Origin of the sequence: Streptomyces albus subsp. albus (genome assembly GCF_000719865.1) — a bacterium.
GTDB classification, from domain to species: domain Bacteria; phylum Actinomycetota; class Actinomycetes; order Streptomycetales; family Streptomycetaceae; genus Streptomyces; species Streptomyces albus_E.
In genome coordinates this window covers 60,918-86,935 of record NZ_JOID01000024.1, presented here as the reverse complement: position 1 = coordinate 86,935, position 26,018 = coordinate 60,918, and the positions used below count along the sequence as shown (strand labels likewise).

The following is a 26,018-nucleotide window of genomic DNA, read 5'->3' as shown; positions in this document are numbered from 1 at the left end:
CCATGCGGAAGCGGCCCGCTTGATGACGAAGCTGGCGGGCTCCTACCGCTGGTCGTCCATGAACATGACCGCAGCAGAACGCCCGAAGTTCCCACCTCCCCCGGCGTCGGTCCTGCCACCGGAGCGTCGACCGGATCGTGACTACATTCACGGGGCGGATTACGATTCCAGCGGCCAGGGAGCTGGAATGCCAGGCGTCTCTGGCAGAGGGAGCCCTGGTGCAACCGCAGTAAGCGGGAACGCCGGTGCTCCAGTGACGCATACTTCGCCTTCAGGTCCGTCTGTTGCCGCGCTCGCTCTGGACCAGCCGGACCGACAGGTCTCCACTGACCTTGCGGGGGGTGCATTCGTTCCCACGGCTCCGCCCGGTTCGACGCCGGGAACGGCTCCACCGAGCCACTCTGCAGGTGGTCCTCCCACACAGTCCACGAACTTGCTTCCCCCCGTCGTGTCTCCCATGGGCAGCGGTCCTTCCGGAAACCCGGCAGTTGCCAGGGGCGGCACGCCCGCGTCAGGACGCCAGACACCAGGTCCGAACAACTCCGGTGGCGGGGCGGGACGCATGGTGCCGCGAATGCCGACTGATCAAGGAATCTCCGGAGGCCGTCCCGTCCCGTCCAACGGTGGCCGTCCGGCAGGGGCCATACCACGTGGAGCGGTCGTCGGGCGCGAGACCGGTGTTGGTCGGGGACCGATGAGTCAAGGGGGGACGGCGGCGCATGCCAGGTCCGGCAACCCAGCAGTGCCCGGGGGACGGGTGGCCGCACAACCCGGCAGAGTGGTCGGCGGTGGGGAACAGCGACACGCAACCAGTCCGGGACGGGTGTTCACGACAGGCGGCACAGGGTTGCTCCGCAGTTCCCAGTCAACTGGAGAGAGAGTCGGTGGAGCCGGGGCCGGGACCACCAGGTCCGCGAGGCGCAAATCGCGGGAAGACAAGCCCGAAGCGGATCCCGAACGCGGTTACCTGACTGAAGATGAAGAGACCTGGACATGGGGCAGCCGGCGTGTGGTGCCGCCCGTCATCGACTGACATCGGTTCGCAGACCGGAGAGAGCGCGGATTCAACATGGCGAAGGCCAGGGGCGCAAGCCTTGTTGCACTAGTGGCGACTTGCCTCGGGTTGCTGCTGATCGGATTCATTGGCACACCGGCTCACGCCGAATCTCTGCTTCCCCGGCAGTGGCATTTGAATGCCATGAAAGCCGAAGAGATGTGGAAGATCAGCACGGGGGAAGGTCTGACGGTGGCGGTTATTGACAGCGGCGTGGACCCGAACCTTCCCGACCTGCGGGGCCAGGTGCTCAGAGGTAAGGATTTCTCGGGGGACAAGGGTGACGAGCACGATGACCTAGATGGCCACGGTACGGGGATCGCGGCCATCATCTCGGGTACCGGTACCAGGTCTGGTGGGCTGGGGGCGTTCGGTCTTGCTCCGGGCGTGAAAATCCTCCCACTTCGTGTTCCGGATGGCGAATCAACGAATACAGAGGTGGAGCGGAGCGGCCGATTCACCCATACTGTGGGGTTGGCTATTCGCTATGCCGTAGATTCCGGTGTGAAGATTATTAATATTTCGCTTGGGACCCCGCTTCTTCCCGCCGATCAGAGGAAACTGTCCCGAGACGCCAAGTACGCTGTTTCCAAGGGGGCTTTGGTTTTTGCTGGCGTGGGAAACGATGGCGACGGGGACAACTCACTGCTTTACCCTGCCGCCGCTCCCGGGGTCGTCGGCATGGCCGCAACCGACCGGAACGGCAGGGCGACCAAGGAGTCGCAACGCGGCCCCCAGGTCGATCTCGCAGCGCCCGGTGATGAGATTCTTGCCTCGTGCCCAGGAGGTACGGGGCGCTGCATCAGTCATGGCACGAGTGATGCGACTGCGCTTGCTTCTGCGTCGGCTGCGTTGATCTGGTCGAAGTATCCGGAGTGGACGGCGAATCAGGTGCTGCGGGTGATGATCAATACCGCGAGCGGTGCCAAGAGTGGTGAGGAGCGGACGGACTACATCGGTTATGGCATTGTCCGGCCGCGTATCGCGCTCAAGGATCCCGGTGATCCCGGGCCGGCTGATGTGTATCCCATTCCGGGGGAGTTGGAGTCCGGCTCGTCGCGGCCCGGATCGTCGGGGGAGAAGCAGACGGACGGGGAGCCGCAGGCTGCTGGTGAGGCGGCGGACGGTTGGAGCAGCCCTCCGTGGTGGATCTGGCCGGGGATTGGTGCGGTCGCGTTGATGGGTGCGGCTGTTGGCGTCGTGGTGGCTGCCGCGCAACGGCGGCGGGACGCGGCCGGGTCGGCTGGGTCGGCCCAGCCGCTGGCGGCGGTGCCGTATCAGCCGCAGTACCCGGACGCGCGTCCGTATGCGCAGCAACAAGGTCCGTACACGCAGCTGCAGGGGGAGTCGCAGGCACCGGGGCAGCCGTACGGGGCTCCGCCCCCACCGTCGCCCCCGGCTGGGGCGTCCGGGGCGGCGTCACCTCCGCCCGGGGCCCCGACCGCGCCTCCGCCCGGTGCGCCGTATCCGCCGCCGGCTGGTGGGATGTATCCGCCCGGGGCCGGCGGTGCTGGCGGGCCGCAGTCGGGTCGTTGACGCGCCGGCAGCCGTGCCCGTCCGGGGCGGGCCGGTGTGCTGCGGGCGGGCCCGTACGAAACCACCCGGCAGGGCAGGGTCCGGCGTGGCACTCGGCATGGCGAACGACGGTCTCTTCGGCGGCCTGATCGGCTGGCTGGGCTCCCCGGAAGGTCCGGGTGCCCGCGGGCCCTGGCGCACCACGACTCGGCGCGGCGCTGCCTGGCCGCTGCACTACCCAGTGCAGCGGCCCCGGACGCGGCGGGCCCGTCACCACTGGGCCGCCCGGCACCATCGGGTCGCCCGGCATCACCGGGCCCGGCGCCATCGGACGCGGCAGGCCCCGGCGCGGTGCCACCCGGCACAACGGGCCCCGGCACAGCGGGCCCCGGCGCGGCACTGTCCGGGCCGGCGGGCTCGGGTGTGGCGGGAGGCTCGGGGCGATGCGCGCCGTTACGGGATGTCGGGCAGGGCGCCGGTCAGGAAGTCCTCGATCAGGGTGTGGAGGGCGTTCGGCTCGTCGATCCAGGGGTAGTGACCGGAATCCTTCAGGACGTGCGACCGCGCCCGGGGGAAGGAACCGGCCACCAGCTCGCCGGATCGCAGGCCCGTCACCGCGTCCAGGGCGCCGGTGACCACCAGCACCGGGCAGTCGGTGTCGCCGAGCCGTTCGAGGATCGCCTTACGGGCCGGTTCGCCCACCCCCTGCCAGAAACCCGCGCGGGGTACCGGGTTGAGCTGTCCCGGTTCCGTGGCGGCGTGGGCCCGCTGCGGTTCGTCCCAGTGCGCGTACGCCATCGGCGCGGCCCGGAGCAGCAGATTCCGTACCTCCTCGAAGTCGGCGACCCTCGCGAGTTCGTCGATGGCTGCGGCCGCGTCCGGCCACCACGGTTCGTCGCGCCGGGAGTCGAAGATCTCCCGTGCGTCGTCCGGGAGTTCGCCCTGGAGCCGGGCGCCGGGGCAGAGCAGGACGAGATGGCTCAGCCGGTCGGGGTGCGCTGCCGCGTACGCCTGGGCGGTCGCCGTGCCCGCGTCGTGCGCGAGCAGTGCGAACCGCTCCAGGCCGAGGTGCTCGCGCAGCGACTCCAGGTCCTCGGCGAGGGCCGGGAAGGCGTAGGCGGACGGGTCGGCCGCGGTGGGGGAGTCCCCGGTGCCGCGCGCGTCGGGGAGGACGAGCGGGCGGTGGGTGTCGAGACCGCCGAGGTCCCCCAGATACGCGGCGTCGCGCGCGGGGCCGCCCGCGAGGCAGAGCAGGGGCGGGGTCGCCGCGCCGTCGCGGGTGTCCAGGACGCGGTAGGCGAGCTCGGTGTCGTCGTACGAGCGGTAGCGGGGCATGCCTTGCGGATGCCCCGACGGCGGCCGCACACCCCTCGGCGGGGCGCGGGACCACCCGGGAGGACGACCGCTCGCGGGTCCCGCTCGGCGAGGCGTGGCCGGTCGCGGCATGGCCGGGCGGGTCGGTCTCCGCGTCCGGCTCCACCGGCTGGACGGGCTCGGTCGGCTTGACCGGCTCAAGATCGCCGGCCTGGCGAGGCTCGCCCCGGCCTGGCGCGGCTCGCCCCGGCCTGGCGCGGCTCGGCCCGGTCCGGCGCGGCCCGGCTCGGTCCGGCTCGGCCCGGCTGGGCCCGGTCCGGCGCGGCCCGGCTCGGCCCGATCCGGCCTGGCTCGGCGCGGCGCGGCTCGGCTCGGCCCGGCTCGGCCCGCTCGGCCCGGCTCGGCCCGCTCGGCCCGGCTCGGCCCGCGCGGCCCGGCCCGGCGCGGGCTGTCGTGCCTCCGTCCTAGGGCGGACGGACGAGGGCGTGACCGACTTTCGACAGGAGCCAGTGTCGGTTGTGCCCCTTACGCTGGCGCCATGACCGTTCCCGAGCCGGGAGACGGTGTCGACACCGGCGCCGACACCGCCCCTGCCCTCGATGCCGTACCCGATACCGCCGACCCCGCCGGGCCCTCCTCCGCCCGGCTCGCCGCCCCGTCCGCCGCGCGTACGGAGAGGGGCGCGGCCCGCATCGCCGGCACCAGCGGCACGGCCGGGCAGCACTCGCCCTCCCCGGCCCCGGCCCCGTCCCCGCCCCCGTCCACCGAACACGCCCGCGGCGGGCCGGCCGGTCCCGGTGGCGGCCCGGCGGCGGGCGGGCCGGAGCGGGAGACGATCTGGCGGCGGCCCTTCCGCGGGCTCACCCTCGGCATCATCTCCGTCGTCTCCCTCATCGCCTTCGAGGCCAGTGCCGTGCACACCGCCATGCCCGTGGCGGCCCACGCGCTGGACGGCATCCCGCTCTACGCCTACGCCTTCTCCGGCTACTTCACCGCCAGCCTTTTCGCCATGGCCCTCTCCGGCGAGTGGTGCGACCGCAAGGGTCCGCTGGTGCCGCTGTTCACGGGGGTGGCCGCGTTCGGCGGCGGACTGGTGATCTCCGGGGCGGCGCGGGACATGTGGACGTTCGTCGGCGGGCGGGCCGTGCAGGGCCTCGGCGGCGGGCTGGTGATCGTCGCGCTGTACGTGGTCGTGGGCCGGGCCTACCCGGAGCGGCTGCGCCCGGCGGTGATGGCGTCGTTCTCCGCCGCCTGGGTGCTGCCCGTGATCGTCGGGCCGCTGGTGGCCGGCACGGTCACCGAGAGCCTGGGCTGGCGCTGGGTCTTCCTGGCCATCCCCGTGCTCGTCCTGCTACCGCTCACGGTGATGCTGCCCGCCCTGCGGCGGCTGCCGGAGGACGGCGGCCGCACGGCCGCCGTGAACCGGCGCCGGGTGCTGCTCGCCCTGGCCGTCGCCGCCGGGGCGGGGCTGCTCCAGTACGCGGGCCAGGACCGGAGCATGGCGGCCGTGCTGCCGGCCGTCGCCGGTCTGGCGCTGCTGGTGCCGTCCGTGCTGCGGCTGCTGCCGCGCGGGACCTTCCGTGCGGGGCGGGGGCTGCCCTCGGTGGTGCTGCTGCGCGGGCTCGCGGCCGGGTCCTTCCTCGGCGCGGAAACGTTCGTTCCCCTGATGCTGGTGACCGAGCGGGGCCTGTCGGTGACGCTGGCCGGCCTCGCGCTCACCGGCGGCGGGCTGACCTGGGCGCTCGGCTCGTATGCCCAGAGCCGGCCGCGGCTGGAGCCGTACCGGGAGCGGCTGATGCAGCTCGGCATGACGCTGATGGCCGTCGCCATCGCGGGCCCGGCCCTGGCGCTGCTCGACGGGCTGCCGGGCTGGGCGCCCTGGACGCTGGTCGCCGCCTCCTGGGCGGTCGGCGGCTTCGGGATGGGGCTGACGATCTCCAGCGGCAGCGTGCTGCTCCTCCGGCTCTCCAAGCCGGAGGAGGCGGGCTCCAACTCGGCGTCCCTTCAGGTCTCCGACGCGCTGGGCAACATCGCGCTGGTCGGGCTGAGCGGCATGCTCTTCGTCGGCCTCGGCGGCGGCTCGGTGACGGCCGGGACGCACACGGCCGGGGTCGCCGCGGGAGCGGCGGCGAGCGGCGGGACGAGCCACGCCACCGCGTTCGCCGCCGTCTACCTCACCATGGCGGCCGTCGCCCTGACCGGAGCCTGGGTCGCCACCCGGCTGAGCCCTCGCGTGGAAGCCCGTACCCGGCGCGAGGGGCTGTGAACGGGGCTCTGTGCGGAAGGCCAAGACCTTTGATGACCCCAATATGACCCCATGTGCTGGTACCATTCTGGTATGGCTATGAATCTGCGACTCCGCGACGAGCAGGCCCATGCGCTGAGGCAGCGGGCCGAAGAAGAAGGCGTCAGCATGCACGCCATAGCGCTCAAGGCGATCGACGACTACCTCGCCCGGACCGCACAGCAGTCCATGGTGCGGAAGACCGCCTTGGAGCAGGCAGCCAAGTGGCGTGAGCTGATGGAGCGGCTCAAGTGACACCCATCTATCTGACGGCGGAAGATGTCCTCGTCATCGCCGGATGCGCCTGCGATGACATGGAGGTGGTCGTCCGGGACGCGGGTCTGCTCGAATCCGCGGTCCACCGCCCTTCGGCGGCCATGTTCGGGGAGGAGGCCTATCCGGACATCCTCGACAAGGCTGCCGCTCTCCTGCAGTCACTGGCGGTCAACCACCCTTTCTTCGACGGGAACAAGCGCACAGCCTGGCTGTCGTGCGCCACTTTCCTGGCGATCAACGGGATCCAGCTCAAGCCGGACATCGACGCAGCGGAGCGGCTGGTGATCGCTGTCGCGACCGGTGAGGCGGACGAGGTGAAGTACATCGCGCAAGGGCTCGCAGACCTCGTCGACCGTCACACCGGCGGGCCAATGTGACCTGCCTCCCACCGGGAGGTGCGGCCGGGGCGTAGTGCCGGAGGGCCTGCCGCGCCCCCGGTAGGGTGGCCCGGTTGTCGTACGTACCCGAGGGCCCGAGCCGGAGACCGTGACTACCACCGCCACCACCTCCCATCACCTCTCCCCCGCCTTCCCGGGCCGCGCCCCGTGGGGTACGGCCAACAAGCTGCGCGCCTGGCAGCACGGGGCGCTGGAGTCGTACATCCAGAAGCAGCCGCGGGACTTCCTCGCCGTCGCGACCCCCGGCGCCGGCAAGACGACCTTCGCGCTGACCCTCGCCTCCTGGCTGCTGCACCACCACGTCGTCCAGCAGGTGACGGTGGTGGCGCCGACCGAGCACCTGAAGAAGCAGTGGGCCGAGGCGGCGGCCCGGGTCGGCATCAAGCTCGACCCGGAGTACTCGGCCGGCCCGCTGGGCCGCGAGTACCACGGTGTGGCCGTCACCTACGCGGGCGTCGGTGTCCGCCCGATGCTGCACCGCAACCGCGTCGAGCAGCGCAAGACCCTGGTGATCCTCGACGAGATCCACCACGCCGGCGACTCCAAGTCGTGGGGCGAGGCCTGCCAGGAGGCGTTCGAGCCGGCCACTCGGCGGCTGGCCCTCACCGGCACGCCCTTCCGCTCGGACACCAACCCGATCCCGTTCGTGGCCTACGAGGAGGGCTCCGACGGGATCCGCCGCTCCTCCGCCGACTACACCTACGGCTACGGCAACGCGCTCGCCGACGGCGTGGTCCGCCCCGTGATCTTCCTTTCCTACAGCGGCAACATGCGCTGGCGCACCAAGGCCGGTGACGAGATCGAGGCGCGGCTCGGCGAGCCGATGACGAAGGACGCCGTCTCGCAGGCCTGGCGCACCGCGCTCGACCCGCGCGGCGACTGGATGCCCAACGTCCTGAAGGCCGCCGACCACCGTCTCACCGAGGTCCGCAAGGCCATCCCGGACGCGGGCGGCCTGGTCATCGCCGCCGACCAGGACTCGGCGCGCGCCTACGCCAAGCTGATCCGCGAGATCACCGGCACGAGTCCGACCGTCGTCCTCTCCGACGACACCGGCGCCTCGCAGCGCATCGACGACTTCAGCCACTCCGAGGACCGCTGGATGGTCGCGGTCCGCATGGTCTCCGAGGGCGTGGACGTGCCCCGGCTCGCCGTCGGCGTGTACGCCACGACGATCTCCACCCCGCTGTTCTTCGCCCAGGCCGTGGGCCGTTTCGTGCGGTCGCGGCGGCGCGGCGAGACCGCCTCGGTCTTCCTGCCCACCATCCCGGACCTGCTCGGCTTCGCGAACGAGATGGAGGTCGAACGGGACCACGTCCTCGACCGGCCGAAGAAGGACGGCGAGGAGGACCCGTACGCCGAGGAGGAGAAGCTCCTCCGGGAGGCGGAGAAGGAGCAGGACGAGGACACCGGCGAGCAGGACACGCTCCCGTTCGAGGCCCTGGAGTCGGACGCGGTCTTCGACCGGGTGCTGTACGACGGCGCCGAGTTCGGCATGCAGGCTCACCCCGGCAGCGAGGAGGAGCAGGACTACCTCGGCATCCCCGGGCTGCTGGAGCCGGACCAGGTGCAGATGCTGCTGCAGAAGCGGCAGGCGCGGCAGATCGCGCACAGCCGGAAGAAGCCGGCCGAGGAGGCCGATCTGCTGGAACTCCCGGCGGAGCGGCGGCCGGTGGTCACGCACAAGGAACTGATGGAGCTGCGGAAGCAGCTCAACAGCCTGGTCGGCGCGTACGTCCACCAGAGCGGCAAGCCGCACGGGGTGATCCACACCGAGCTGCGCCGGGTGTGCGGGGGGCCGCCGAGCGCGGAGGCCACGGCGGGGCAGATCCGGGAGCGGATCAAGAAGGTCCAGGAGTGGGCCACGCGGATGCGCTGACCCGGGCGGCGCGGGCGGCCGTGGCGCGGGCCGTCGCGGTGCGGTCAGCCGCGGGGCGGGGCCCGGGCCGCGCCCGCTGCCGTCAACCGGGTTCCGTCGCACGCCCGTTCGCGTCCGCGGTCCCGTGCCCGCTCCCGGCCCCGTCGCCGCTCGCGGCGCCGGGCACGCCGAGGGCCAGCACGGCGGTGTCGTCCTCCAGCCCTTCGCCGAGCTCGTCCAGCAGGGCGCGGACGGCGGTGACGGCCGCCCCGGGGCCCGTGGGGGCGAGGCCGGCGGCGAAGGACAGCAGGGCGTCCTCGCCGTAGCGGCCGCCGGAGGTGTCCGTGCGGGCCTCGGTCAGCCCGTCGGTGTAGAGCAGCAGCGTGTCGCCGGGGCCGAGGCGGACGGTGGTGACGGCGAACTCGGCGGTGGGCAGGACGCCGACGAGGAGTCCGCCCGGGGTGTGGAGGTACGCGGCCGTCCCGTCGGCGCGCAGCAACAGGGCCGGGGGGTGCCCGCCGGAGGCGAGGGTGACGCGGAAGCCGTCGCCGTCCGGGGTGAGATCGCCGTGGAGCACCGTGCAGAAGTGCGGATCCGTGCCCTGGTCCGCCTGGCAGAGCGTGGAGTTGAGGGTGGTCAGCACGGTGCGTGCGTCCGGGGCGTGGGCGGCCGCCGCGCGCAGGGTGTAGCGGATGAGGGAGGTCACGCCGGCCGCTTCGGGGCCCTTGCCGGAGACGTCCCCGAGGAAGAAGCCCCAGCGGTCCGCGGTGAGGGGGAAGAGGTCGTAGAAGTCCCCGCCCACCTCGTCGGCGGAGGCGACGCGGTAGTGGGCCGCCGTCTCCAGGCCCGGCACCGGCGGCAGCGCGGGCGGTACCAGACTGCGCTGCAGGGTCGTGACGAGGCGCCGCAGCCGCCGGTGTTCCCGTTCGGCCTCCCGCCGGGCGCGCAGCAGTTCGCGTTCGTAGGCGCGGCGGTCCCGGGCGTCGAAGACGGTGGTGCGGATGAGCAGGGGCCGCCCGTCGTCACCCGTCTTGACGACCGAGGTCACCAGGACGGGGAGCCGGGAGCCGTCGGCCCGCTTCAGTTCCAGGGCGATGCCGCGGGCCTCGCCGTGCAGGCGCAGCAGCGGCGCGAAGTGCGTCTCGTGGTAGAGCCGGCCGCCGACGGTGAGCAGGTCGGAGAACCGCCGGTGGCCGACGAGCTGTTCTCGGGTGTGGCCGAGCCACTCCAGCAGGGTCGTGTTGATCCTGGCGATCGTGCCGTCGAGGAGCGTGGAGAGGAACCCGCAGGGCGCGTGCTCGTACAGGTCCGCCGTATCGCTGTCCAGCAGGGCGGAGAGAGCGGGGTCGTCGGCTCCGGGTGCTGCGGCTCCGGGGCCGGCGGCTCCGGGCGCTGCGCCGGCCGGGCGGGTGCCCGCGGACCCGGTGCCGTCCGGACGGGTGCCGCCGCCGTCCTCCGGCCCGCCGGGGCCGGCGGCCGTGCCGGGGGTGTTCTCCGCCGGGCGCATCAGCTCTTGTCGGTGGCGAAGGAGATGATCGCCTCGGCGGTCGGCTCCGGGGCGCTGAGCTGGGGGCAGTGCCCGAGGGTGTCCAGGGTCACCAGGCGGCTGCCGGAGATCCGCTGGTGCACATACGCGCCGACCTCCCGAGGGGCGATGGCGTCACTGGCGCTCTCGATCACCAGGGCCGGCACCTTCACCCGGGCGAGGTCCTCCCGGTTGTCGGAGAGGAAGGTGGTGCGGGCGAAGACCCCCGCCTTCTCGGGATCGGTGCGGCAGAAGCTGTCGGTCAGCTCCTCGCCCAGCTCGGGCCGGTCCGGATTGCCCATGATCACCGGTGCCATCTGCGCCGACCAGCCCAGATAGTTGCTGTCCAGCGACTCCAGCAGCTCGTCGATGTCCTCCCGGGTGAAGCCGCCGCGGTATTCCCCCTCGTCGATGTAGCGGGGGGAGGGGGTCAGCAGCACCAGCTTCGCGAACCGCTCCGGCTCCCGCGCCACGGCCAGCACGCCCACCATGGCGCTCACCGAGTGCCCGACGAACACGACCTGCCGCAGGTCCAGTTCACGGCAGATCTCCAGCACGTCCTCCGCGTAGCCGTCCAGGGAGGAGTAGCGCTTCTCGCTCCACGCGGCCGGATCCGACTTCCCCGCTCCCACGTAGTCGAAGAGGACCACCCGGCAGTGCTCGGCGACCCGGGGGGCGACCAGGCGCCACAGGTTCTGGTCGCAGCCGAAGCCGTGGGCAAGCATGACGACGGGCCCGTCGGAGCGCCCGGTCACGGTGACGTTGTTCCTGGCGAGCACGCCCATGGCCGCATCCTTTCACCGGTCTTCCGCCTCCGCGACCCGGCCGGCCGGCCGCGCGGTCCGGTCACCGCGGCGCTGTCCGGCCGGCCCCCGGGAGGGCCGGTGATCCGTGTTCCCGCAAGACGGCCGGCGAATGCCTCCCGCCCGTCCGGCCATGCCCCGGCTCACGATCCGGGCCGGTCCGGAAGGGGATAAATGGGTACGGGAGTGCCCGGATTCTGGACGGGCTCTTCCGCTGAGCGGGACAGGTCAGTAGCGTTCCGCTCACTCAGACGTACCGTGGCAACCCCGCCATGGTGCAAGCCGGTGCCAAGCGACCGGCGGCCTCTCCGCGCGCTGCCGCTGGGACCGGCATCGCACCTGCCGTGAGAAGCCGCCGCCACTCACCCGAGGAGGGGGCGTCGTGACCGCGGAGACGTCTCAAACGCTCGACCGAGGACTGAGAGTCCTCAAACTGCTAGCCGATACGGACCACGGACTCACCGTGACCGAGCTGTCCAACAAGCTCGGCGTGAACCGGACCGTGGTCTACCGGCTCCTTGCCACGCTGGAACAGCACGCGCTCGTCCGCCGGGACCTCGGCGGCCGTGCGCGGGTCGGTCTCGGCGTGCTGCGCCTGGGACGCCAGGTGCATCCCCTGGTACGGGAGGCCGCGCTGCCCGCGCTGCGCTCCCTCGCCGAGGACATCGGGGCCACCGCCCATCTGACCCTGGTCGACGGCAATGACGCCCTGGCCGTGGCGGTGGTCGAACCGACCTGGACCGATTACCACGTGGCCTACCGGGCCGGGTTCCGGCATCCCCTGGAGCAGGGCGCGGCGGGGCGGGCCATCCTCGCCGCCCGGCAGAACCCGGGCACCGACCCCGGCTTCTCGCTCACCCACGGAGAGCTCCAGGCGGGCGCGAGCGGGGTCGCCGCCCCGCTGCTCGGGGTGACGGGCGTGGAGGGCAGCGTCGGCGTCGTAATGCTCGCCGACTCGGTGCCGGAGCGGGTCGGCCCGCGGGTCGCGGACGCGGCCCGGGAGGTCTCCGACGCCCTGCGCTGAGCGCGGCGGGGCGGCGAGCGCGGAGCGGGTGAACGGCGAGCGCGCTCGCGCGTGAACGGTGTGCGGCGGGTCCGGGCGGAGGCCCGGGCCCGCCGCATGTCCGCGGTCCGCCGTGCCGCGTCCGTGCGCCGTGCGGCCCCGCCCCGGAGGTCCGGCGCGACCCGGTGGCCGGGCGGGCCCGCTCACCGGCCGTCCACTACATTCACCCCATGCCCGTCGCTCTCACCCGCCGCTCCCGCGTCCTCGCCGCCTGCGCGGTGCCCGTCGCCGCCCTGCTGGGGGTGGCGGCGTTCGCCCCGCTGCCGTTCAGCCTCGCGGAGCCGGGTCTGACCGCGGACGTGCTCGGCGCGAAGAAGGGCGAGCAGGTGATCACCATCTCCGGCGCCGAGCCCCGGAAGACCAGCGGGGAGCTGCGGATGACGACGATCGCCGCGACCGGCCCCGACGCGGCGGTCGGCCTCGACGACGTCGTCGACGGGTGGTTCCGCGCGGACCGGGCGGTCATGCCGCGCGACTCCGTCTACCCGGTCGGCGAGAACACCGACGAGATCGAGGAGCACAACCGGGCCGAGATGCGGGAGTCGCAGGACACCGCCACCGCCGCCGCGCTGGGGTACCTCGGCCGCTCCCCGAAGGACGTGAAGGTAACGCTGCGGCTGTCGGACGTCGGCGGCCCGAGCGCCGGGCTGCTGTTCGCCCTGGGCATCGTCGACAAGCTGGACGGCGACGGCCGCGGCGGCGATCTGACCGGTGGCCGCACCATCGCGGGCACCGGCACGATCACGGCGGACGGCCGGGTCGGCCCGGTCGGCGGCGTGCCGCTCAAGACCCGCGCCGCCAAGCGGGACGGGGCGACGGTCTTCCTGGTGCCGGCGGAGGAGTGCGGGGACGCCCGCGCGGAACTGCCCAAGGGCCTGCGGCTGATCCCCGTGACGAGCCTGGAGGGTGCCGTGAAGGCGCTCACGGCCCTGGAACGCGGCGGCCGCGTACCGCACTGCTGACCCCCGCCGGGCCGGGAGCCCCGCGCCGGGGCCCGGGTTCCGGGCCCCGCCTCAGCCCCGGTCCGAGGCCGCCTGCCGGACCAGCGGGATGATCCGCAGCGGTACCGGGTTCTCCATGACGATCGCCGTGGAGGCCCGCACGATGCCCTCGTAGCCCACGACCAGGTCGATCACCCGCTGCAGATCCGCGTTGGAGCGGGCCACCAGCCGGCAGAGCATGTCGCCCTCGCCGGTGGTCGTGTGCAGCTCCAGCACCTCCGGTACCCGGGCCAGATGCGCCCGCACCTGCGCTCCCTCGCCCTGCTTGATCTCCAGGGTCGCGAAGGCGGTCACCGGGTAACCGAGCGCCGCCGGGTCCACGTCCGGTCCGAAGCCGCGGATCACGCCGCCGGCCCGCAGCCGGTCGAGCCGCGCCTGCACCGTGCCCCGCGCGACGCCCAGCCGGCGCGAGGCCTCCAGGACGCCGATCCGCGGCTCCTCGGCCAGCAGTTCCAGCAGCCGCCCGTCCAGCGCGTCGATTCCCATGGCCGCCCGCTCCGTCCGCTCCGCCGCCGTCTTCGATGGTCATCCTGTACAGATGGTCCGGCATTATCGGCCTGGCACTGGTCGGGTTGTCCAGAGGAATCGCGAACTATTGCGCACCTTGTGGGCCGCGGAGACGCTGAGCGCATGACTGAGACGATGAACCAGACCCCTGACACGGCCCGGCAGGCCGACCCCTTCCCCGTGAAAGGGATGCACGCCGTCGTCTTCGCCGTCGGCAACGCCAAGCAGGCCGCCCACTACTACTCCACCGCCTTCGGCATGAAGCGCGTGGCCTACTCCGGACCGGAGAACGGCTGCCGCGAGACCGCGAGTTACGTCCTGGAGTCCGGCGGCGCCCGCTTCGTCTTCACCAGTGTCATCAAGCCCGCCACCGAGCGCGGCCGCTTCCTGGCGGAGCACGTCGCCGCCCACGGGGACGGCGTGATCGACCTCGCCCTGGAGGTCCCGGACGTGCGCGCCGCCTACGCCTACGCCACCGGGCACGGCGCCACCGGCCTGGAGGAGCCGCACGAGGTGAGCGACGAGCACGGCACCGTCGTCCTCGCCGCCATCGCCACCTACGGCGAGACCCGGCACACCCTCGTGCAGCGCGTCGACTACACGGGCCCGTACCTCCCCGGCTTCGTGGCCGCCGGGCCGATCGTCGAGCCCCCGGCCAAGCGCCTCTTCCAGGCCATCGACCACTGCGTCGGCAACGTCGAACTCGGCAGGATGAACGACTGGGTGGCGTTCTACAACACCGTCATGGGCTTCACCAATATGAAGGAATTCGTGGGCGACGACATCGCCACCGAGTACTCGGCCCTGATGTCGAAGGTCGTCGCCGACGGCACCCTCAAGGTGAAGTTCCCGATCAACGAGCCGGCGATCGCCAAGAAGAAGTCGCAGATCGACGAGTACCTGGAGTTCTACGGCGGCGCGGGCGTCCAGCACATCGCCCTGGCCACCAACGACATCGTCGCCACCGTGCGGGCCATGCGCGCCGCGGGCGTGGAGTTCCTCGACACCCCCGACTCGTACTACGACACCCTCGGCGAGTGGGCCGGCGAGACCCGCGTCCCCGTGGAGGTGCTGCGCGAGCTGAAGATCCTGGTGGACCGGGACGAGGACGGCTACCTGCTGCAGATCTTCACCAAGCCGGTCCAGGACCGCCCGACCGTCTTCTTCGAGATGATCGAGCGGCACGGCTCCATGGGCTTCGGCAAGGGCAACTTCAAGGCGCTCTTCGAGGCGATCGAGCGCGAGCAGGCCAAGCGCGGCAACCTCTGAGGCCGGCGGCGCGGCCGGCCCGGACCGGGGCCGCGCCACTTCCGGGCCGGGCGGCACCGCGCCGCCGCCCGGCTCCCGGTCCGGGCCCGCACCCGGCCGTCCGCGGATCTTCCCTGGCGGACGGCCGGGTGCCACTCTGTGCCCATGAGCCGCCTGATCGAACGCCTGCGCGGAGGACTGCCGGACGAGGCCCTCGTCACGGACCCGGACGTCACCGCCGGATACGCCCATGACCACGCGAGCTTCTGCCCCGCCGGCACCCCGGCCGTGGTCGTCCTGCCCCGGACCGTCGACCAGGTGCGGCACGTGATGCGCACCGCGACCGAACTGCGCGTCCCCGTCGTCCCCCAGGGCGGCCGCTCCGGGCTCTCCGGCGCCGCCAACGCCACGGACGGCTGCATCGTCCTCTCCCTGGTCAAGATGGACCGCATCCTGGAGATCGACCCCGTCGAGCGGACCGCCGTCGTCGAACCCGGCGTGATCAACGCCGTGCTCTCCCGCGCCGTCGCCGAGCAGGGCCTGTACTACCCGCCGGACCCCTCCAGCTGGGAGATGTGCACCATCGGCGGCAACATCGGCACCGGCGCCGGCGGCCTGTGCTGCGTCAAGTACGGCGTCACCGCCGAGTACGTCCTCGGCCTGGACGTCGTCCTCGCCGACGGCCGCCTGCTCCGCACCGGGCGCTCCACCGCCAAGGGCGTGGCCGGCTACGACCTGACCCGGCTCTTCGTCGGCTCCGAGGGCAGCCTGGGCGTCGTCGTCCGGGCCGTGCTCGCGCTGAAGCCGCACCCGCCCCGGCAGCTCGTCCTCGCCGCCGAGTTCCCCTCCGCCGCGGCCGCCGGCGACGCCGTCTGCCGGATCATGGCGGGCGGTCACACTCCCGCGCTGCTGGAACTGATGGACCGCACCACGCTCCGGGCGGTCAACGAGCTGGCGAACATGGGCCTCCCGGAGTCCACCGAGGCCCTGCTGCTGGCCGGCTTCGACACCCCCGACCCGGCGGCCGACCTCGCGGCCGTCGCCGAACTGTGCGCCGCGGCCGGGGCCACCGAGGTCGTCCCCGCCTCCGACCCCGCCGAGTCCGAGCTGCTGCTGAAGGCGCGGCGGCTGGCCATCCACGCGCTGGAGGCCGTCCGCTCCGCCACGATGATCGACGACGTCTGCGTCCCCCGCGCACGGCTCGCCGACATGCTGGAGGGCACCGCGGCCGTCGCCGAGCGGCACGATCTCGTCATCGGCGTCTGCGCGCACGCCGGGGACGGCAACACCCACCCCGTCGTCTGCTTCGACCCGCGGGACGCCGACGAGTCCCGGCGCGCCCGCGCCTCCTTCGACGAGATCATGGCCCTCGGGCTGGAACTGGGCGGCACGATCACCGGCGAACACGGCGTCGGCGTCCTCAAGAAGGAGTGGCTCGCCCGGGAGATCGGCCCCGTGGGGCTCGAACTCCAGCGGGGCATCAAGGAGTTGTTCGATCCGCTCGGTCTGCTCAACCCCGGCAAGCTCTTCTGAGGGCACCCGCGCGGCCCCCGCGGGGCCGGGCCGGCGCGAGCGCACGGGGGAGCCCCCGGGCGGGCGGCGAGCCCGCGCGCGGGAGTGCGGACGGGCTCGTGCGGGACGGGCGGGCGCCGGGGCCGATCACGCCGTTCCGTCGGAGCTCTCGTCGGACGGGGTCACCGCCAGCAGCTCGCTCAACGCCTCGTCGAACGCCACGTGCTCGAGCTCCCTCCCCGGCTCCACCAGCCGCAGGGTCCGCTCCAGCCAGGCGGACACCGGCGCCACCGGGGCCTGCAGCAACGCCTCCCCGTCCGGCGACCGCAGGGCGATGCGGATCACCGCACGCCCGTCGGCCTTCGCCGGCCGGACCCGCACATCGCCCTCACCGGCCGGCCGGAACACCCCCTCCACCAGCAGCTCGCGCGCGAACGTCCAGTGGACCGGCGCCTCGGAGCCGATGTGGAAGGTGATGTGGACCGCGTACGGGTCGTCCGTGCGGTAGACCAGCCGCGCGGGCACGGGGATGCTGCGCTCCGGCGCGAGCAGCAGGCCCAGCTCCAGTTCTCTCTCCACCACGGTGTGCATGAACTGCCGTCCTTTCCCTTCGGTGCGGCGGCCGGGCGGGGGCCGCACGGAGCGGAAGCCCGTTCTCACCGTTCACTAGGCGACTTCCCGGAAAACTCTCGGAGATCCTCACCAGTCGTGCCGGTCTCTTGCGCACACACCTACGCGAAAGTGGTGCGTACCCCGGGACTCGCCCGGCAGGCCTCCGGTTCTGGTACATGTGGACACCGCACCGGGCCCGAGCCGTGAACGGGCGGTCCCGGGGCGACGTACACCACTCCGCGCCTGCCGCAGAGTTCGCCACCGCACAGACGGCCGAGCAGATACGGGACCACGGACCATGAGCGCCCCAACCCCAGGATCCGCCGACGGCGGCCCCGCCCCGGGCTACTACCCCGACCCGTCCATCCCGGGCTACATCCGGTACTGGAACGGCGCCTCCTGGGTGCCCGGCACGAGCCGTCCGGCCCCGGGCGAGGGGGACGCGATGCCGCCGGCCCCGCCCGCCGCCGCCACGGGACAGCCGGGGGAGGCCTTCTCCGCCCCCGCCGCTTCGTCCTCCGCGCCACCGTCCTCGGCTTCCCCGGCCTCCTCGGCTTCCCCGGCCTCCTCCGCCTCCCCGGCCGCTTCCTCCGCGCCGCCGTCCTCCGGCTCCTCCGTTCCGGCGCAGGACCGCACCGGCCCGATGTACTTCGACGAGATCGCCGGAGCCGTCGCCGCGCGGAGCGGCGGGGAGGCCGGGCCCGCCACGGGCACCCGCGAGGAGCCGGCGCCCGGCCCCGCCCCGGAACCGGAGCCGCGGCCGGCGGACCGGCCCGCGCCGGCCGGCACCGGGCGGCCCGGTGGTCCGGAGGACGCGGACGACCCCCGCACCGCGGATGCCTCCCCGGCCGGCCCCGCCGCGGACTCACCCGGCCCCGGACACCCGGAGAGAAGAGGCGGCCCCACCCTCGGCCTCGGCTCCGGCCAGGGACCCGACGCACGCCGCCCCGCCACCGGAGGCCCCACCCTCGGCCTGGGGCCCGGGAGTTCCGGACCCGGCGGAGCCCCGGCCGGCCCCGGCGCGGAGCCCGGCGGATCCTCCCCGGCGACCGCGGCCCGCGAGGGCACCATGACGCTCCGGGCGGCCGGCACCGCCGGCCGCTCCCGCACCCCCGGCCCGGGGGACCCCCGCGCGGCGCACGGAGCCCCGGCCGCCGCCCCCGGCGACCGTGACGCCCGTCCCGCCCCCGGCCGGGTCCCCGACCAGGGCGGAGCCGGGACCCCGGACGCCCCGGCCGCCGGAGCCGGTCCCGGCGCGGGCGCCGTGCCGCGCCCCGCCGCCGAGGACGGCCCGCGCCCGCCCGGGGCCGGGTCCGCGACCGCGCGGCCTCCGGCGGACGGCGGCGGCCCGCAGGATCCCCAGGGCCCGCAGCACCAGACCCCGCAGCACCGGACGCCCCGGAACCCGGCTCCCGGGCCCGAGGGCCCGGTACAGCGCCCCGTCCCGCCCGTCGCCACCCCCCAGGAGCCGGCCTCCGTCGCGTCACCGCAGCCGTCACCGCAGCCGTCGCCGCAGCCGTCGCCGGCCGCCGGTCTGGTGCCGCCGGCGGCCTCCTGGCCCCAGCAGGTGCAGCAGCTGGCGCAGCCCGGCGGCGGCGCCGGGGGAGCGGACGACGGCGTGGTCACCCCCTGGCGGCCCCCGGTCGAGGATCCCTTCCTGGCCGCCGTCCGCGCTCAGGCGGCGGCCCGTCCGGCCGGGCTCGGACGCCGCCTCCTCGCCCGGCTGATCGACACGGCCGTCCTCGGCGCGCTGCTGTCGGCCGCCGCGGTGCCGCTCGGGGTGCGCACGGCCGACCACATCGACGCCAAGATCGAGAACGCCGAGCTCACGGGCGAGACCGTCACCGTCTGGCTGCTCGACGGCACGACGGCCGGCTACCTCGGCATGTTCCTCGCCGCGCTGCTGCTCCTCGGCACCGTCTACGAGGTGCTGCCCACCGCCCGCTGGGGCCGGACGCTCGGCAAGCGGCTGTGCGGGGTGCGGGTCATGGGCATCGAGTCGCACGAGAACCCGTCGTTCGCCGAGTCGCTCCGCCGCTGGCTGGTCTACAGCCTGCTCGGGCTGCTGGTGATCGGCGTCGTCAATGTGCTGTGGTGCTTCGTCGACCGGCCCTGGCGGCAGTGCTGGCACGACAAGGCGGCCCGCACCTTCGTGGCGTCCGGCGGCTGACCGGCCCGGCGGCTCCCCCGGACAGCCCGTCCCGGGCTGCGCGCGGCGTGTCCTCGCGGTCGACTGGCGGGTATGAACAGCGATCAGCCGGGACCCCCGTCCGGTGAGCCGCCGGAGCACGACCCGTTCCGCAAGCGCCCGCCGGAGGGCGGGGACCTGCCGCCGGACCGCCCGTCGGCGGGCGGCGGCCCGGACAGCGCCGTGCCGGGCGGCGGTCCGTACGGACCGCCGGGCGGCGGGCCACCCCCGGGCGGACCGCCCCCCGGTCCACCCCCGCCCGGCGGTTACGGCGCCCCGCCCCCGGGCGGTTACGGGGCACCCCCGCCCGGCGGTCCGTACGGCGGCGCCCCCTACGGCAGTCCGTACGGCGCTCCGTACGGCGGGCCGGATCCGCTGGCCGGGATGCCCCCGCTGGCGGGCCTCGGCCGGCGTCTGCTGGCCCGCATCATCGACGGCCTGCTGATCGGTATCCCCGTCGGGCTGATCGTCGGCGGGCTGATCAGCGGCTTCGACTACGGCGACGACTACGACGACATGGGGCAGTCGACCGGCGTCCAGCTCGCCATCCTGCTCGTCTACTTCGTCTACGAGGGCCTGATGCTGACCCGGTCCGGCCAGACGGTCGGCAAGATGCTGATGAAGATCCGGGTGGCGGTGCTCGCCGACGGGTCGGTCCCGGCCGGCAGCCCGGGCTGGACGCGCGCTGCGGTCTACTCGCTGCCCCAGCTGGTGCCGTGCTTCGGCTTCGTCTTCTGGCTGGTAAACGTGCTCTTCTGCACCTGGGACAAGCCGTACCGGCAGTGCCTCCACGACAAGGCGGCGAAGACGGTGGTGGTCTCCGCACGCTGAATCCGGCCGTGCCGGCCGTCGCGCGTCGTGCCCGTCACGGCCCGGCCCCCGGACCCGGTCCGGGGGCTCACGGCGGGGTGGTCAGCGGCGTCCGGAGGAGGAGGACGCGGTGGCGCCGGCCCGGGGCCGGTCCGTGTGCTCGCGGGGGGCCGGGACGGAGACGAGCGTCCGGCGCGGCACGGCGGCCGGCTCGCCGGTCCGCGGGGCGGCGGCGGGGACGGCGCGCGGCTTGGAGACCGTCACGGCGACGAAGAGGCCGAGTGCCAGCCCGGCGAGGGCGATCGAGGCGATGCCGGCCACGGAACGGGCCTGGGAGAGCACCAGCATGACCATCGTCGAGCAGACGACGGTGGCCGAACCGTAGGCGAGCTGTGCGGCAGTCGGACGCGGCATGGCGGATTCCGTCCTCGGAACAGTGTTGGGGGATGATCGAGTCTTCGCGTACCCCGGGATGGCGGGTCCGGCGACGGGCCGGTACCGTCAACTCCCCGGGAAAAACGCAGCGTTCGCGCCGTTTCATGACTCTACGGTGCTGTCTGCCCGAGCGGAACTTCCCGCAAGCGTGACCTGACCCTCACTCCAGGTGCACAGGGGGCGCACGGATTCATCGCCCGTTCCACGGGCTGAGACGGGTGCGCCCGCCCCGCTGATCGGGGCCGGTCCGATACGGTCCCGCGTCCGATTATCGATCTTGCGAAGCCGCTGTGCGTACACCTATGGCGTGTTCAAGTCAAGATCTGTTTTTTCGGCGCCAAGTCGGATGCAATGCCCTCCGGAAGAGGCAGCAGTGGGTAACACCCGGGAGGACAGCGCCAAGTGAGAACCCATCGCAGAGTCGCCAGAGCCGCGGCTCTGGCAACCGTGGTCGCCGCCATGGGCGCGACCGCCCTGCCGGCCGTCGCGGCCGAGGCGGAGGACGGCGGGCCCGGCGCGATCGAGCGCCAGGACCCGGCGCCCGCGAAGACCCATGTGGAGCACGACCTCGAGGGCCCGTTCAGCGAGCGGCAGAAGGCGCAGCGGGAGAGCGCCCTCCAGCAGGTGCTCTCGGGCGAGGCCAAGACGACCAAGCGCGGCGCCTCGCGCGTCGTCAAGCTCGACAGCGGCAAGTACGTCGAGCTGGCCCGCGAGAAGACCGACAAGATCTTCACCATCCTGGTCGAGTTCGGCGACAAGGTCGACGACACCACGATGTTCGACCCCGACGGCCCGGACGGGCCCGAGGAGCCGTTTCCCAAGTTCGGCGGCACGCCCGGCCCGCTCCACAACGAGATAGCCGAGCCCGACCGCGCCGAGGACAACAGCACCGAGTGGCGCGAGGACTTCAACCAGGAGTACTTCCAGGACCTCTACTTCTCGGAGGAGGAGGGCGAGGAGTCCCTCAAGAAGTACTACGAGAAGCAGTCGTCCGGCCGCTACTCGGTCGACGGCACCGTCTCGGACTGGGTCAAGGTCGAGTGGAACGAGGCCCGTTACGGTTCTAACTACTGCGGCAGCAGCAACTGCGCCAACGTCTGGGACGCGGTGCGCGACGGTGTGACCGCCTGGGCCGCGGACCAGAAGGCGGCCGGCAAGACCACCGAGGAGATCAAGGCCCAGCTCGCCGAGTACGACACCTGGGACCGCTACGACTTCGACGCCGACGGCGACTTCAACGAGCCCGACGGCTACATCGACCACTTCCAGTTCGTGCACGCCGGTGAGGACGAGTCCGCCGGCGGCGGCGCCCAGGGCGGCGACGCGATCTGGGCGCACCGCTGGTACGCGTACGGCGTCAACGCCGGCAAGACCGGCCCGGAGAACAACAAGGCCGGCGGCACGGAGATCGGCGACACCGGCGTCTGGGTCGGCGACTACACCGTGCAGCCCGAGAACGGCGGCCTCGGCGTCTTCGCGCACGAGTACGCGCACGACCTCGGCCTGCCGGACCTCTACGACACCTCCGGCACCGGCGAGTCCTCGGTCGGCTACTGGTCCCTGATGTCCTCCGGCTCCTGGCTCGGCGAGGGCAAGGACGCCATCGGCGACCTGCCCGGCGACATGACCGCCTGGGACAAGCTCCAACTCGGCTGGCTGGACTACGACACGGCCAAGGCGGCGAAGACCTCCTACCACAAGCTGGGCGTGGCCGAGTACAACACCAAGGACGCGCAGGCCCTCGTGGTCGAGCTGCCGGACAAGTCGAAGACCACCACCGTGGTGAAGCCCGCCGAGGGCGCCACCCAGTGGTGGAGCGACATGGGTGACGACCTCAAGAACACGCTGTCCCGCCCGGTCGACCTGACCGGCAAGTCCGCGGCCTCCCTCCAGCTCAAGGGCTGGTGGGACATCGAGCAGGACTACGACTACCTCTACACCGAGGTCTCCACCGACGGCGGCGCCAACTGGAAGCCGCTGGACGGCACCGCGAACGGCAAGGCCATCCCGCGCGACGGCGGTGACGAGCCCGCTCTGCACGGCGCCTCCGGCGAGTACCAGGACCTGGTCTACCCGCTGGACGCCTATGCCGGCCAGAAGATCGACCTGCGCTTCCGCTACCAGACGGACGGCGGCCTGGCGATGATGGGCTTCGCGGCCGACGCGATCTCCGTCACGGCCGACGGCGAGACGCTCTTCACGGACAACGCCGAGGACGGCGACAACGGCTGGACCGCCGACGGCTTCCAGCGCATCGGCGAGTCGTTCACCAACGAGTACCCGCAGTACTACATCGCCGAGAACCGGCAGTACGTGTCGTACGACACGACGCTGAAGACCGGCCCGTACAACTTCGGGTTCCCGGACCGTCCGAACTGGGTGGAGCACTTCCCCTACCAGAACGGCCTGATGGTCTGGCTCTGGGACACCTCGCAGCACGACAACAACGTGGGCGTCCACCCCGGCGAGGGCCTGATCCTCCCGGTCGACGCGCACGCCACTCCGGAGAAGTGGAGCGACGGCACCCTGATGCGCAACCGCATCCAGGCGTACGACTCCCCCTTCAGCCTGTACCGCACGGACGGCTTCACCCTGCACAAGAACGGTGAGCCGGCCAAGGTGAAGGCCAAGAGGGGCGTCCCGGTCTTCGACGACCACAAGGGGACGTACTGGTACGAGTCCAACCCGACCGCCGGTGTGAAGGTTCCTGACACCAACACCCGGATCCAGATCCTCAAGGAGAGCCGCAGCGGCTCCAAGATGATCCTGAAGGTCGGCCCCTCGGCCAAGTAATCCGGTAAAACTGCAGGTCAAGACGGTGGCGGCCGTCGCCCCGAGCGGGCGGCGGCCGTTTGCCGTCTAGGATGCGAGGACGAGCTTCTTATTGACACCCCGCCTCGCGGGGGGAGGGAGGGACATGGCCGGCGGAGGATTCACCAGACTCCCGGGCGGCAGCGTCGTGGTCGCCCTCTCCCTGCCCCGGCCCACGGCCTGGGGCGCGCGGGAGACGTCCCGGGTGCGGGTGCTGGTTCACGCGGCGAACCGGCCCCGGGCCCTGACCCGGCTGAAGAACCACGGGCTGCGCGCCGTCCATCTGCGGGGCAACGCCGAGCCGCCCACCCCGGACGAGGTCACCGCCGTGCTGCACCATCCCGACGGTCTGCTCTGGCGCTCCGTGCCGGACGACGCCACGGAGCTCTGGCACCCCATAGCGAGCCTCCTCCGGCCCGCGGCCTGAGCCGCGCGCGACCGGCGCTCCGGCCCGCCCCCGCCAGGGCTCCGGCCCGGGCCCGCGCCGGAGGGCGGCGGCCCCGCCCGTCTGCCCACGACCGGGTTCAGCCCACGACCGGCTTCCCCTGGAGCTCCACGCCCGCTCCGCGCAGCTCCTCCAGCGCCCGCTCGGTGCTCTCCGCGGCGACGCCCGCCGTGAGGTCCAGCAGCACCCGCGTTCTGAAGCCCTCGCGCGCCGCGTCCAGGGCGGTGGCGCGGACGCAGTGGTCGGTGGCGATGCCCACCACGTCGACCTCCTCGATCTCCCGCTCGCGCAGCCAGTCGGCGAGCGGGACGTCGTTCTCGTCCCGGCCCTCGAAGCCGCTGTAGGCGGCGGCGTGCGCGCCCTTGTCGAAGACGGTGTCGATGGCGCCGGAGGCGATGGCCGGGGCGAAGTTGGGGTGGAAGCCGCTGCCCTCGGTGCCGGCGACGCAGTGGGCCGGCCAGGAGTTCTTGAAGTCCGGCTCGTCGGAGAAGTGGTCGCCCGGGTCGATGTGGTGGTCGCGGGTGGCGACGATGTGGCGGTAACCGGCCGTCGACTCCGCCACCAGATCGGTGATCGCGGCGGCGACGTCGGCGCCGCCGGCGACCGCGAGGCTTCCGCCCTCGCAGAAGTCGTTCTGCACATCGACGACTATCAGTGCACGGTGCATGGCGCGGGCCTTTCGGCTGGTCGAGCGGCGGGGACGGACCTCCGCGGGAGGCCGGAGAACCATCCCGTAACCCAGGGTAAGGGACGGCCCGGACCCGCCGGGCAGGGGGCGGAGGGCGCCCGGTGCCGCCCGGGCGGGTCAGGTCCCGGGGGTGCGGCCCGCCGTGGGGGCGGGGTGGAGCTGCGGCGTCGTTGCCGCCGGGTCGTACCGGGCGCGAGGGCGCCCCGCGGGCGCGGGAGCGGTGGGATCCGGGTGCCCGGAGCACTACCGCCGTACCCGCGCCGCACCGGCGCTACACGTACCCGCTCGTTACACGTACTCGGTGGGGAGCACCGGCTCGCCGCTGCTGAGCTGCATCGCCGACAGCGGGAGGCGGGCACGGACGGCGAGATGGCGCTCGCGCACGGTGTCCAGCGGCTCCCGGGCCAGCACCTCGCCGGCCCGTACCAGCTCCGTCTGCAGCAGCCCGTCCTCGTACTCCGGGGGCACCGGGCCGGTCCCGACGACCTCGGCCTCGGCGGTGCCGTCCGCCTCGTGGCGGCGCGCGGCCCACTTACGGCCGCCCACCGAGGTCTTGCCGCCGAGCGACTTCTTCGCCACCGGCAGGAGCGGTGCGGCGGGGTCGGCCGACTCCGCGCGGGCGACGAGCTTGTAGACCATGGAGGCGGTGGGGTGGCCGGAGCCGGTCACCAGCCGGGTGCCGACCCCGTAGGAGTCCACCGGGGCCGCGGCCAGTGAGGCGATGGCGTACTCGTCGAGGTCACTGGTCACCACGATCTTCGTGTCCCGGGCTCCGAGCGCGTCGAGCTGCGCCCGCACCCGGTGGGCCACCAGGAGCAGATCCCCGGAGTCGATGCGGACCGCGCCCAGCTCCGGCCCGGCGATCTCGACGGCCAGCCGGACGGCCTCGGCCACGTCGTAGGTGTCGACCAGCAGCGTGGTGCCCCGGCCCAGGGACTCGACCTGGGCGGTGAAGGCGTCGCGCTCGCTGTCGTGGAGCAGGGTGAAGGCGTGCGCGCTGGTGCCCACGGTCGGGATGCCGTACCGGAAGCCGGCCGCCAGTTCGGAGGTGGCGGAGAAGCCGCCGACGTACGCGGCGCGCGAGGCGGCCACGGCCGCCAGCTCGTGCGTGCGCCGGGCGCCCATCTCCAGCAGCGGGCGGGAACCGGCCGCCACCGACATCCGGGACGCGGCGGCGGCCACCGCCGAGTCGTGGTTGAGGATCGACAGGATCACGGTCTCCAGCAGCACGGCCTCGGCGAAGCTGCCCTCCACGCGGAGGACCGGCGAGCCGGGGAAGTACACCTCGCCCTCGCGGTAGCCGCTGATGTCGCCGCGGAAGCGGTAGCCGGCCAGCCACTCCAGGGTCGGCTCGTCCACCACCCGGCGCTCCCGCAGGAAGGCGAGCATCTCCGGCTCGAAGCGGAAGTTCTCCACGGCGTCCAGTACCCGGCCGGTGCCGGCGACGACCCCGTAGCGGCGGCCCTCCGGCAGCCGGCGGGCGAAGACCTCGAAGACCGAGCGGCGGCCGGCGGTACCCGCCCGCAGCGCGGCCTGCAGCATGGTCAGTTCGTAGTGGTCGGTGAAGAGCGCCGTCGACGGCACGGCCACCGGCAGCCCCAGGTCCGCTGAGTTCATGACAGCGATGCTAACCCCATCTCGTCAGTTTGACGATTTCTGCGGCCGGTCCGT

21 protein-coding genes are annotated in these 26,018 nt (G+C 73.2%); 13 read left to right on the top strand and 8 right to left on the bottom strand.

Annotated features, from left to right (window positions below):
- Nucleotides 1–1,069: 1,069 nt before the first annotated feature.
- The gene (mycP, locus tag IF83_RS32490) at nt 1,070–2,590 is read left to right on the top strand and encodes a type VII secretion-associated serine protease mycosin (protein ID WP_167343621.1); all 1,521 of its coding nucleotides are present in this window, start codon (nt 1,070–1,072) and stop codon (nt 2,588–2,590) included.
- 432 nt (nt 2,591–3,022) lie between these two features.
- On the opposite strand, the gene IF83_RS0123195 is transcribed toward mycP, so the two are convergent.
- Nucleotides 3,023–3,904 (bottom strand): alpha/beta fold hydrolase, encoded by an 882-nt coding sequence (locus IF83_RS0123195; RefSeq protein WP_030547211.1) that lies wholly within the window; start codon nt 3,902–3,904, stop codon nt 3,023–3,025.
- A gap of 517 nt (nt 3,905–4,421) precedes the next feature.
- Between IF83_RS0123195 and IF83_RS0123185 the strand changes: the two genes are divergently transcribed.
- The 4 genes from IF83_RS0123185 to IF83_RS0123170 all read left to right on the top strand — a co-directional run bounded on the left by IF83_RS0123185 (nt 4,422) and on the right by IF83_RS0123170 (nt 8,720).
- Nucleotides 4,422–6,149 carry an MFS transporter gene (locus IF83_RS0123185; protein ID WP_078843773.1) on the top strand — a complete coding sequence of 576 codons (1,728 nt, stop codon included), beginning with the start codon at nt 4,422–4,424 and terminating at the stop codon, nt 6,147–6,149.
- 72 nt (nt 6,150–6,221) lie between these two features.
- Nucleotides 6,222–6,422, top strand: coding sequence for a ribbon-helix-helix protein, CopG family (locus tag IF83_RS0123180; protein WP_030547207.1), 201 nt, complete (start codon nt 6,222–6,224; stop codon nt 6,420–6,422).
- A complete protein-coding gene (locus IF83_RS0123175; protein ID WP_030547205.1) occupies nt 6,419–6,820 on the top strand; it encodes a type II toxin-antitoxin system death-on-curing family toxin in 402 nt (133 codons plus the stop codon). Before IF83_RS0123180 ends, IF83_RS0123175 begins: the two co-directional genes overlap by 4 nt.
- A gap of 109 nt (nt 6,821–6,929) precedes the next feature.
- Nucleotides 6,930–8,720, top strand: coding sequence for a DEAD/DEAH box helicase (locus tag IF83_RS0123170; protein ID WP_030547203.1), 1,791 nt, complete (start codon nt 6,930–6,932; stop codon nt 8,718–8,720).
- An 82-nt stretch (nt 8,721–8,802) separates the two neighbouring features.
- On the opposite strand, the gene IF83_RS0123165 is transcribed toward IF83_RS0123170, so the two are convergent.
- Both IF83_RS0123165 and IF83_RS0123160 read right to left on the bottom strand, forming a co-directional pair.
- Nucleotides 8,803–10,206, bottom strand: coding sequence for a SpoIIE family protein phosphatase (locus IF83_RS0123165; RefSeq protein ID WP_078843772.1), 1,404 nt, complete (start codon nt 10,204–10,206; stop codon nt 8,803–8,805).
- The gene (locus IF83_RS0123160) at nt 10,206–11,009 is read right to left on the bottom strand and encodes an alpha/beta fold hydrolase (protein ID WP_030547199.1); all 804 of its coding nucleotides are present in this window, start codon (nt 11,007–11,009) and stop codon (nt 10,206–10,208) included. Before IF83_RS0123160 ends, IF83_RS0123165 begins: the two co-directional genes overlap by 1 nt.
- Before the next feature lie 400 nt (nt 11,010–11,409).
- Between IF83_RS0123160 and IF83_RS0123155 the strand changes: the two genes are divergently transcribed.
- Together IF83_RS0123155 and IF83_RS0123150 are read left to right on the top strand one after the other, a co-directional pair.
- A complete protein-coding gene (locus IF83_RS0123155; RefSeq protein ID WP_030547190.1) occupies nt 11,410–12,051 on the top strand; it encodes an IclR family transcriptional regulator in 642 nt (213 codons plus the stop codon).
- A 209-nt stretch (nt 12,052–12,260) separates the two neighbouring features.
- Complete coding sequence (locus IF83_RS0123150; RefSeq protein ID WP_030547188.1) at nt 12,261–13,052, top strand: S16 family serine protease; 792 nt, start codon at nt 12,261–12,263, stop codon at nt 13,050–13,052.
- Nucleotides 13,053–13,103: 51 nt separating this feature from the next.
- On the opposite strand, the gene IF83_RS0123145 is transcribed toward IF83_RS0123150, so the two are convergent.
- A complete protein-coding gene (locus IF83_RS0123145; protein WP_030547187.1) occupies nt 13,104–13,577 on the bottom strand; it encodes an Lrp/AsnC family transcriptional regulator in 474 nt (157 codons plus the stop codon).
- A gap of 144 nt (nt 13,578–13,721) precedes the next feature.
- Between IF83_RS0123145 and hppD the strand changes: the two genes are divergently transcribed.
- Complete coding sequence (gene hppD / locus IF83_RS0123140) at nt 13,722–14,867, top strand: 4-hydroxyphenylpyruvate dioxygenase (RefSeq protein ID WP_030547185.1); 1,146 nt, start codon at nt 13,722–13,724, stop codon at nt 14,865–14,867.
- A 144-nt stretch (nt 14,868–15,011) separates the two neighbouring features.
- Complete coding sequence (locus IF83_RS0123135; protein ID WP_030547183.1) at nt 15,012–16,379, top strand: FAD-binding oxidoreductase; 1,368 nt, start codon at nt 15,012–15,014, stop codon at nt 16,377–16,379.
- Nucleotides 16,380–16,505: 126 nt separating this feature from the next.
- On the opposite strand, the gene IF83_RS0123130 is transcribed toward IF83_RS0123135, so the two are convergent.
- Nucleotides 16,506–16,949, bottom strand: coding sequence for an SsgA family sporulation/cell division regulator (locus IF83_RS0123130; protein ID WP_030547181.1), 444 nt, complete (start codon nt 16,947–16,949; stop codon nt 16,506–16,508).
- 319 nt (nt 16,950–17,268) lie between these two features.
- Here IF83_RS0123130 and IF83_RS35360 point away from each other — a divergent pair, with 319 nt between their 5' ends.
- Nucleotides 17,269–19,140 (top strand): RDD family protein, encoded by a 1,872-nt coding sequence (locus IF83_RS35360; RefSeq protein WP_078843771.1) that lies wholly within the window; start codon nt 17,269–17,271, stop codon nt 19,138–19,140.
- 72 nt (nt 19,141–19,212) lie between these two features.
- Complete coding sequence (locus IF83_RS0123120; protein ID WP_030547178.1) at nt 19,213–19,989, top strand: RDD family protein; 777 nt, start codon at nt 19,213–19,215, stop codon at nt 19,987–19,989.
- 81 nt (nt 19,990–20,070) lie between these two features.
- Here IF83_RS0123120 and IF83_RS30580 read toward each other — a convergent pair whose 3' ends face one another.
- Nucleotides 20,071–20,382 carry a hypothetical protein gene (locus IF83_RS30580; protein ID WP_107046854.1) on the bottom strand — a complete coding sequence of 104 codons (312 nt, stop codon included), beginning with the start codon at nt 20,380–20,382 and terminating at the stop codon, nt 20,071–20,073.
- Between the two features lie 423 nt (nt 20,383–20,805).
- Here IF83_RS30580 and IF83_RS0123110 point away from each other — a divergent pair, with 423 nt between their 5' ends.
- Entirely contained in the window at nt 20,806–23,196 is a 2,391-nt protein-coding gene (locus tag IF83_RS0123110; protein WP_030547174.1) for an immune inhibitor A domain-containing protein, read from the top strand.
- Between the two features lie 124 nt (nt 23,197–23,320).
- Entirely contained in the window at nt 23,321–23,641 is a 321-nt protein-coding gene (locus IF83_RS0123105; protein ID WP_030547173.1) for a hypothetical protein, read from the top strand.
- 97 nt (nt 23,642–23,738) lie between these two features.
- Here IF83_RS0123105 and IF83_RS0123100 read toward each other — a convergent pair whose 3' ends face one another.
- Both IF83_RS0123100 and IF83_RS0123095 read right to left on the bottom strand, forming a co-directional pair.
- Nucleotides 23,739–24,326, bottom strand: a complete 588-nt coding sequence (locus IF83_RS0123100) for an isochorismatase family protein (RefSeq protein ID WP_030547171.1) — start codon at nt 24,324–24,326, stop codon at nt 23,739–23,741.
- Between the two features lie 309 nt (nt 24,327–24,635).
- Nucleotides 24,636–25,964, bottom strand: coding sequence for a nicotinate phosphoribosyltransferase (locus IF83_RS0123095; RefSeq protein ID WP_030547169.1), 1,329 nt, complete (start codon nt 25,962–25,964; stop codon nt 24,636–24,638).
- Nucleotides 25,965–26,018 lie beyond the last annotated feature (54 nt).

Excerpts from the sequence above, each read along its gene's own strand:
- mycP (WP_167343621.1), top strand. The coding sequence starts at position 1,070 with ATGGCGAAGGCCAGGGGCGCAAGCCTTGTTGCACTAGTGGCGACTTGC.
- IF83_RS0123195 (WP_030547211.1), bottom strand. The coding sequence starts at position 3,904 with ATGCCCCGCTACCGCTCGTACGACGACACCGAGCTCGCCTACCGCGTC.
- IF83_RS0123185 (WP_078843773.1), top strand. The coding sequence starts at position 4,422 with ATGACCGTTCCCGAGCCGGGAGACGGTGTCGACACCGGCGCCGACACC.
- IF83_RS0123180 (WP_030547207.1), top strand. The coding sequence starts at position 6,222 with ATGGCTATGAATCTGCGACTCCGCGACGAGCAGGCCCATGCGCTGAGG.
- IF83_RS0123165 (WP_078843772.1), bottom strand. The coding sequence starts at position 10,206 with ATGCGCCCGGCGGAGAACACCCCCGGCACGGCCGCCGGCCCCGGCGGG.
- IF83_RS0123160 (WP_030547199.1), bottom strand. The coding sequence starts at position 11,009 with ATGGGCGTGCTCGCCAGGAACAACGTCACCGTGACCGGGCGCTCCGAC.
- IF83_RS0123150 (WP_030547188.1), top strand. The coding sequence starts at position 12,261 with ATGCCCGTCGCTCTCACCCGCCGCTCCCGCGTCCTCGCCGCCTGCGCG.
- IF83_RS0123145 (WP_030547187.1), bottom strand. The coding sequence starts at position 13,577 with ATGGGAATCGACGCGCTGGACGGGCGGCTGCTGGAACTGCTGGCCGAG.
- hppD (WP_030547185.1), top strand. The coding sequence starts at position 13,722 with ATGACTGAGACGATGAACCAGACCCCTGACACGGCCCGGCAGGCCGAC.
- IF83_RS0123135 (WP_030547183.1), top strand. The coding sequence starts at position 15,012 with ATGAGCCGCCTGATCGAACGCCTGCGCGGAGGACTGCCGGACGAGGCC.
- IF83_RS0123130 (WP_030547181.1), bottom strand. The coding sequence starts at position 16,949 with ATGCACACCGTGGTGGAGAGAGAACTGGAGCTGGGCCTGCTGCTCGCG.
- IF83_RS35360 (WP_078843771.1), top strand. The coding sequence starts at position 17,269 with ATGAGCGCCCCAACCCCAGGATCCGCCGACGGCGGCCCCGCCCCGGGC.
- IF83_RS0123120 (WP_030547178.1), top strand. The coding sequence starts at position 19,213 with ATGAACAGCGATCAGCCGGGACCCCCGTCCGGTGAGCCGCCGGAGCAC.
- IF83_RS30580 (WP_107046854.1), bottom strand. The coding sequence starts at position 20,382 with ATGCCGCGTCCGACTGCCGCACAGCTCGCCTACGGTTCGGCCACCGTC.
- IF83_RS0123105 (WP_030547173.1), top strand. The coding sequence starts at position 23,321 with ATGGCCGGCGGAGGATTCACCAGACTCCCGGGCGGCAGCGTCGTGGTC.
- IF83_RS0123100 (WP_030547171.1), bottom strand. The coding sequence starts at position 24,326 with ATGCACCGTGCACTGATAGTCGTCGATGTGCAGAACGACTTCTGCGAG.
- IF83_RS0123095 (WP_030547169.1), bottom strand. The coding sequence starts at position 25,964 with ATGAACTCAGCGGACCTGGGGCTGCCGGTGGCCGTGCCGTCGACGGCG.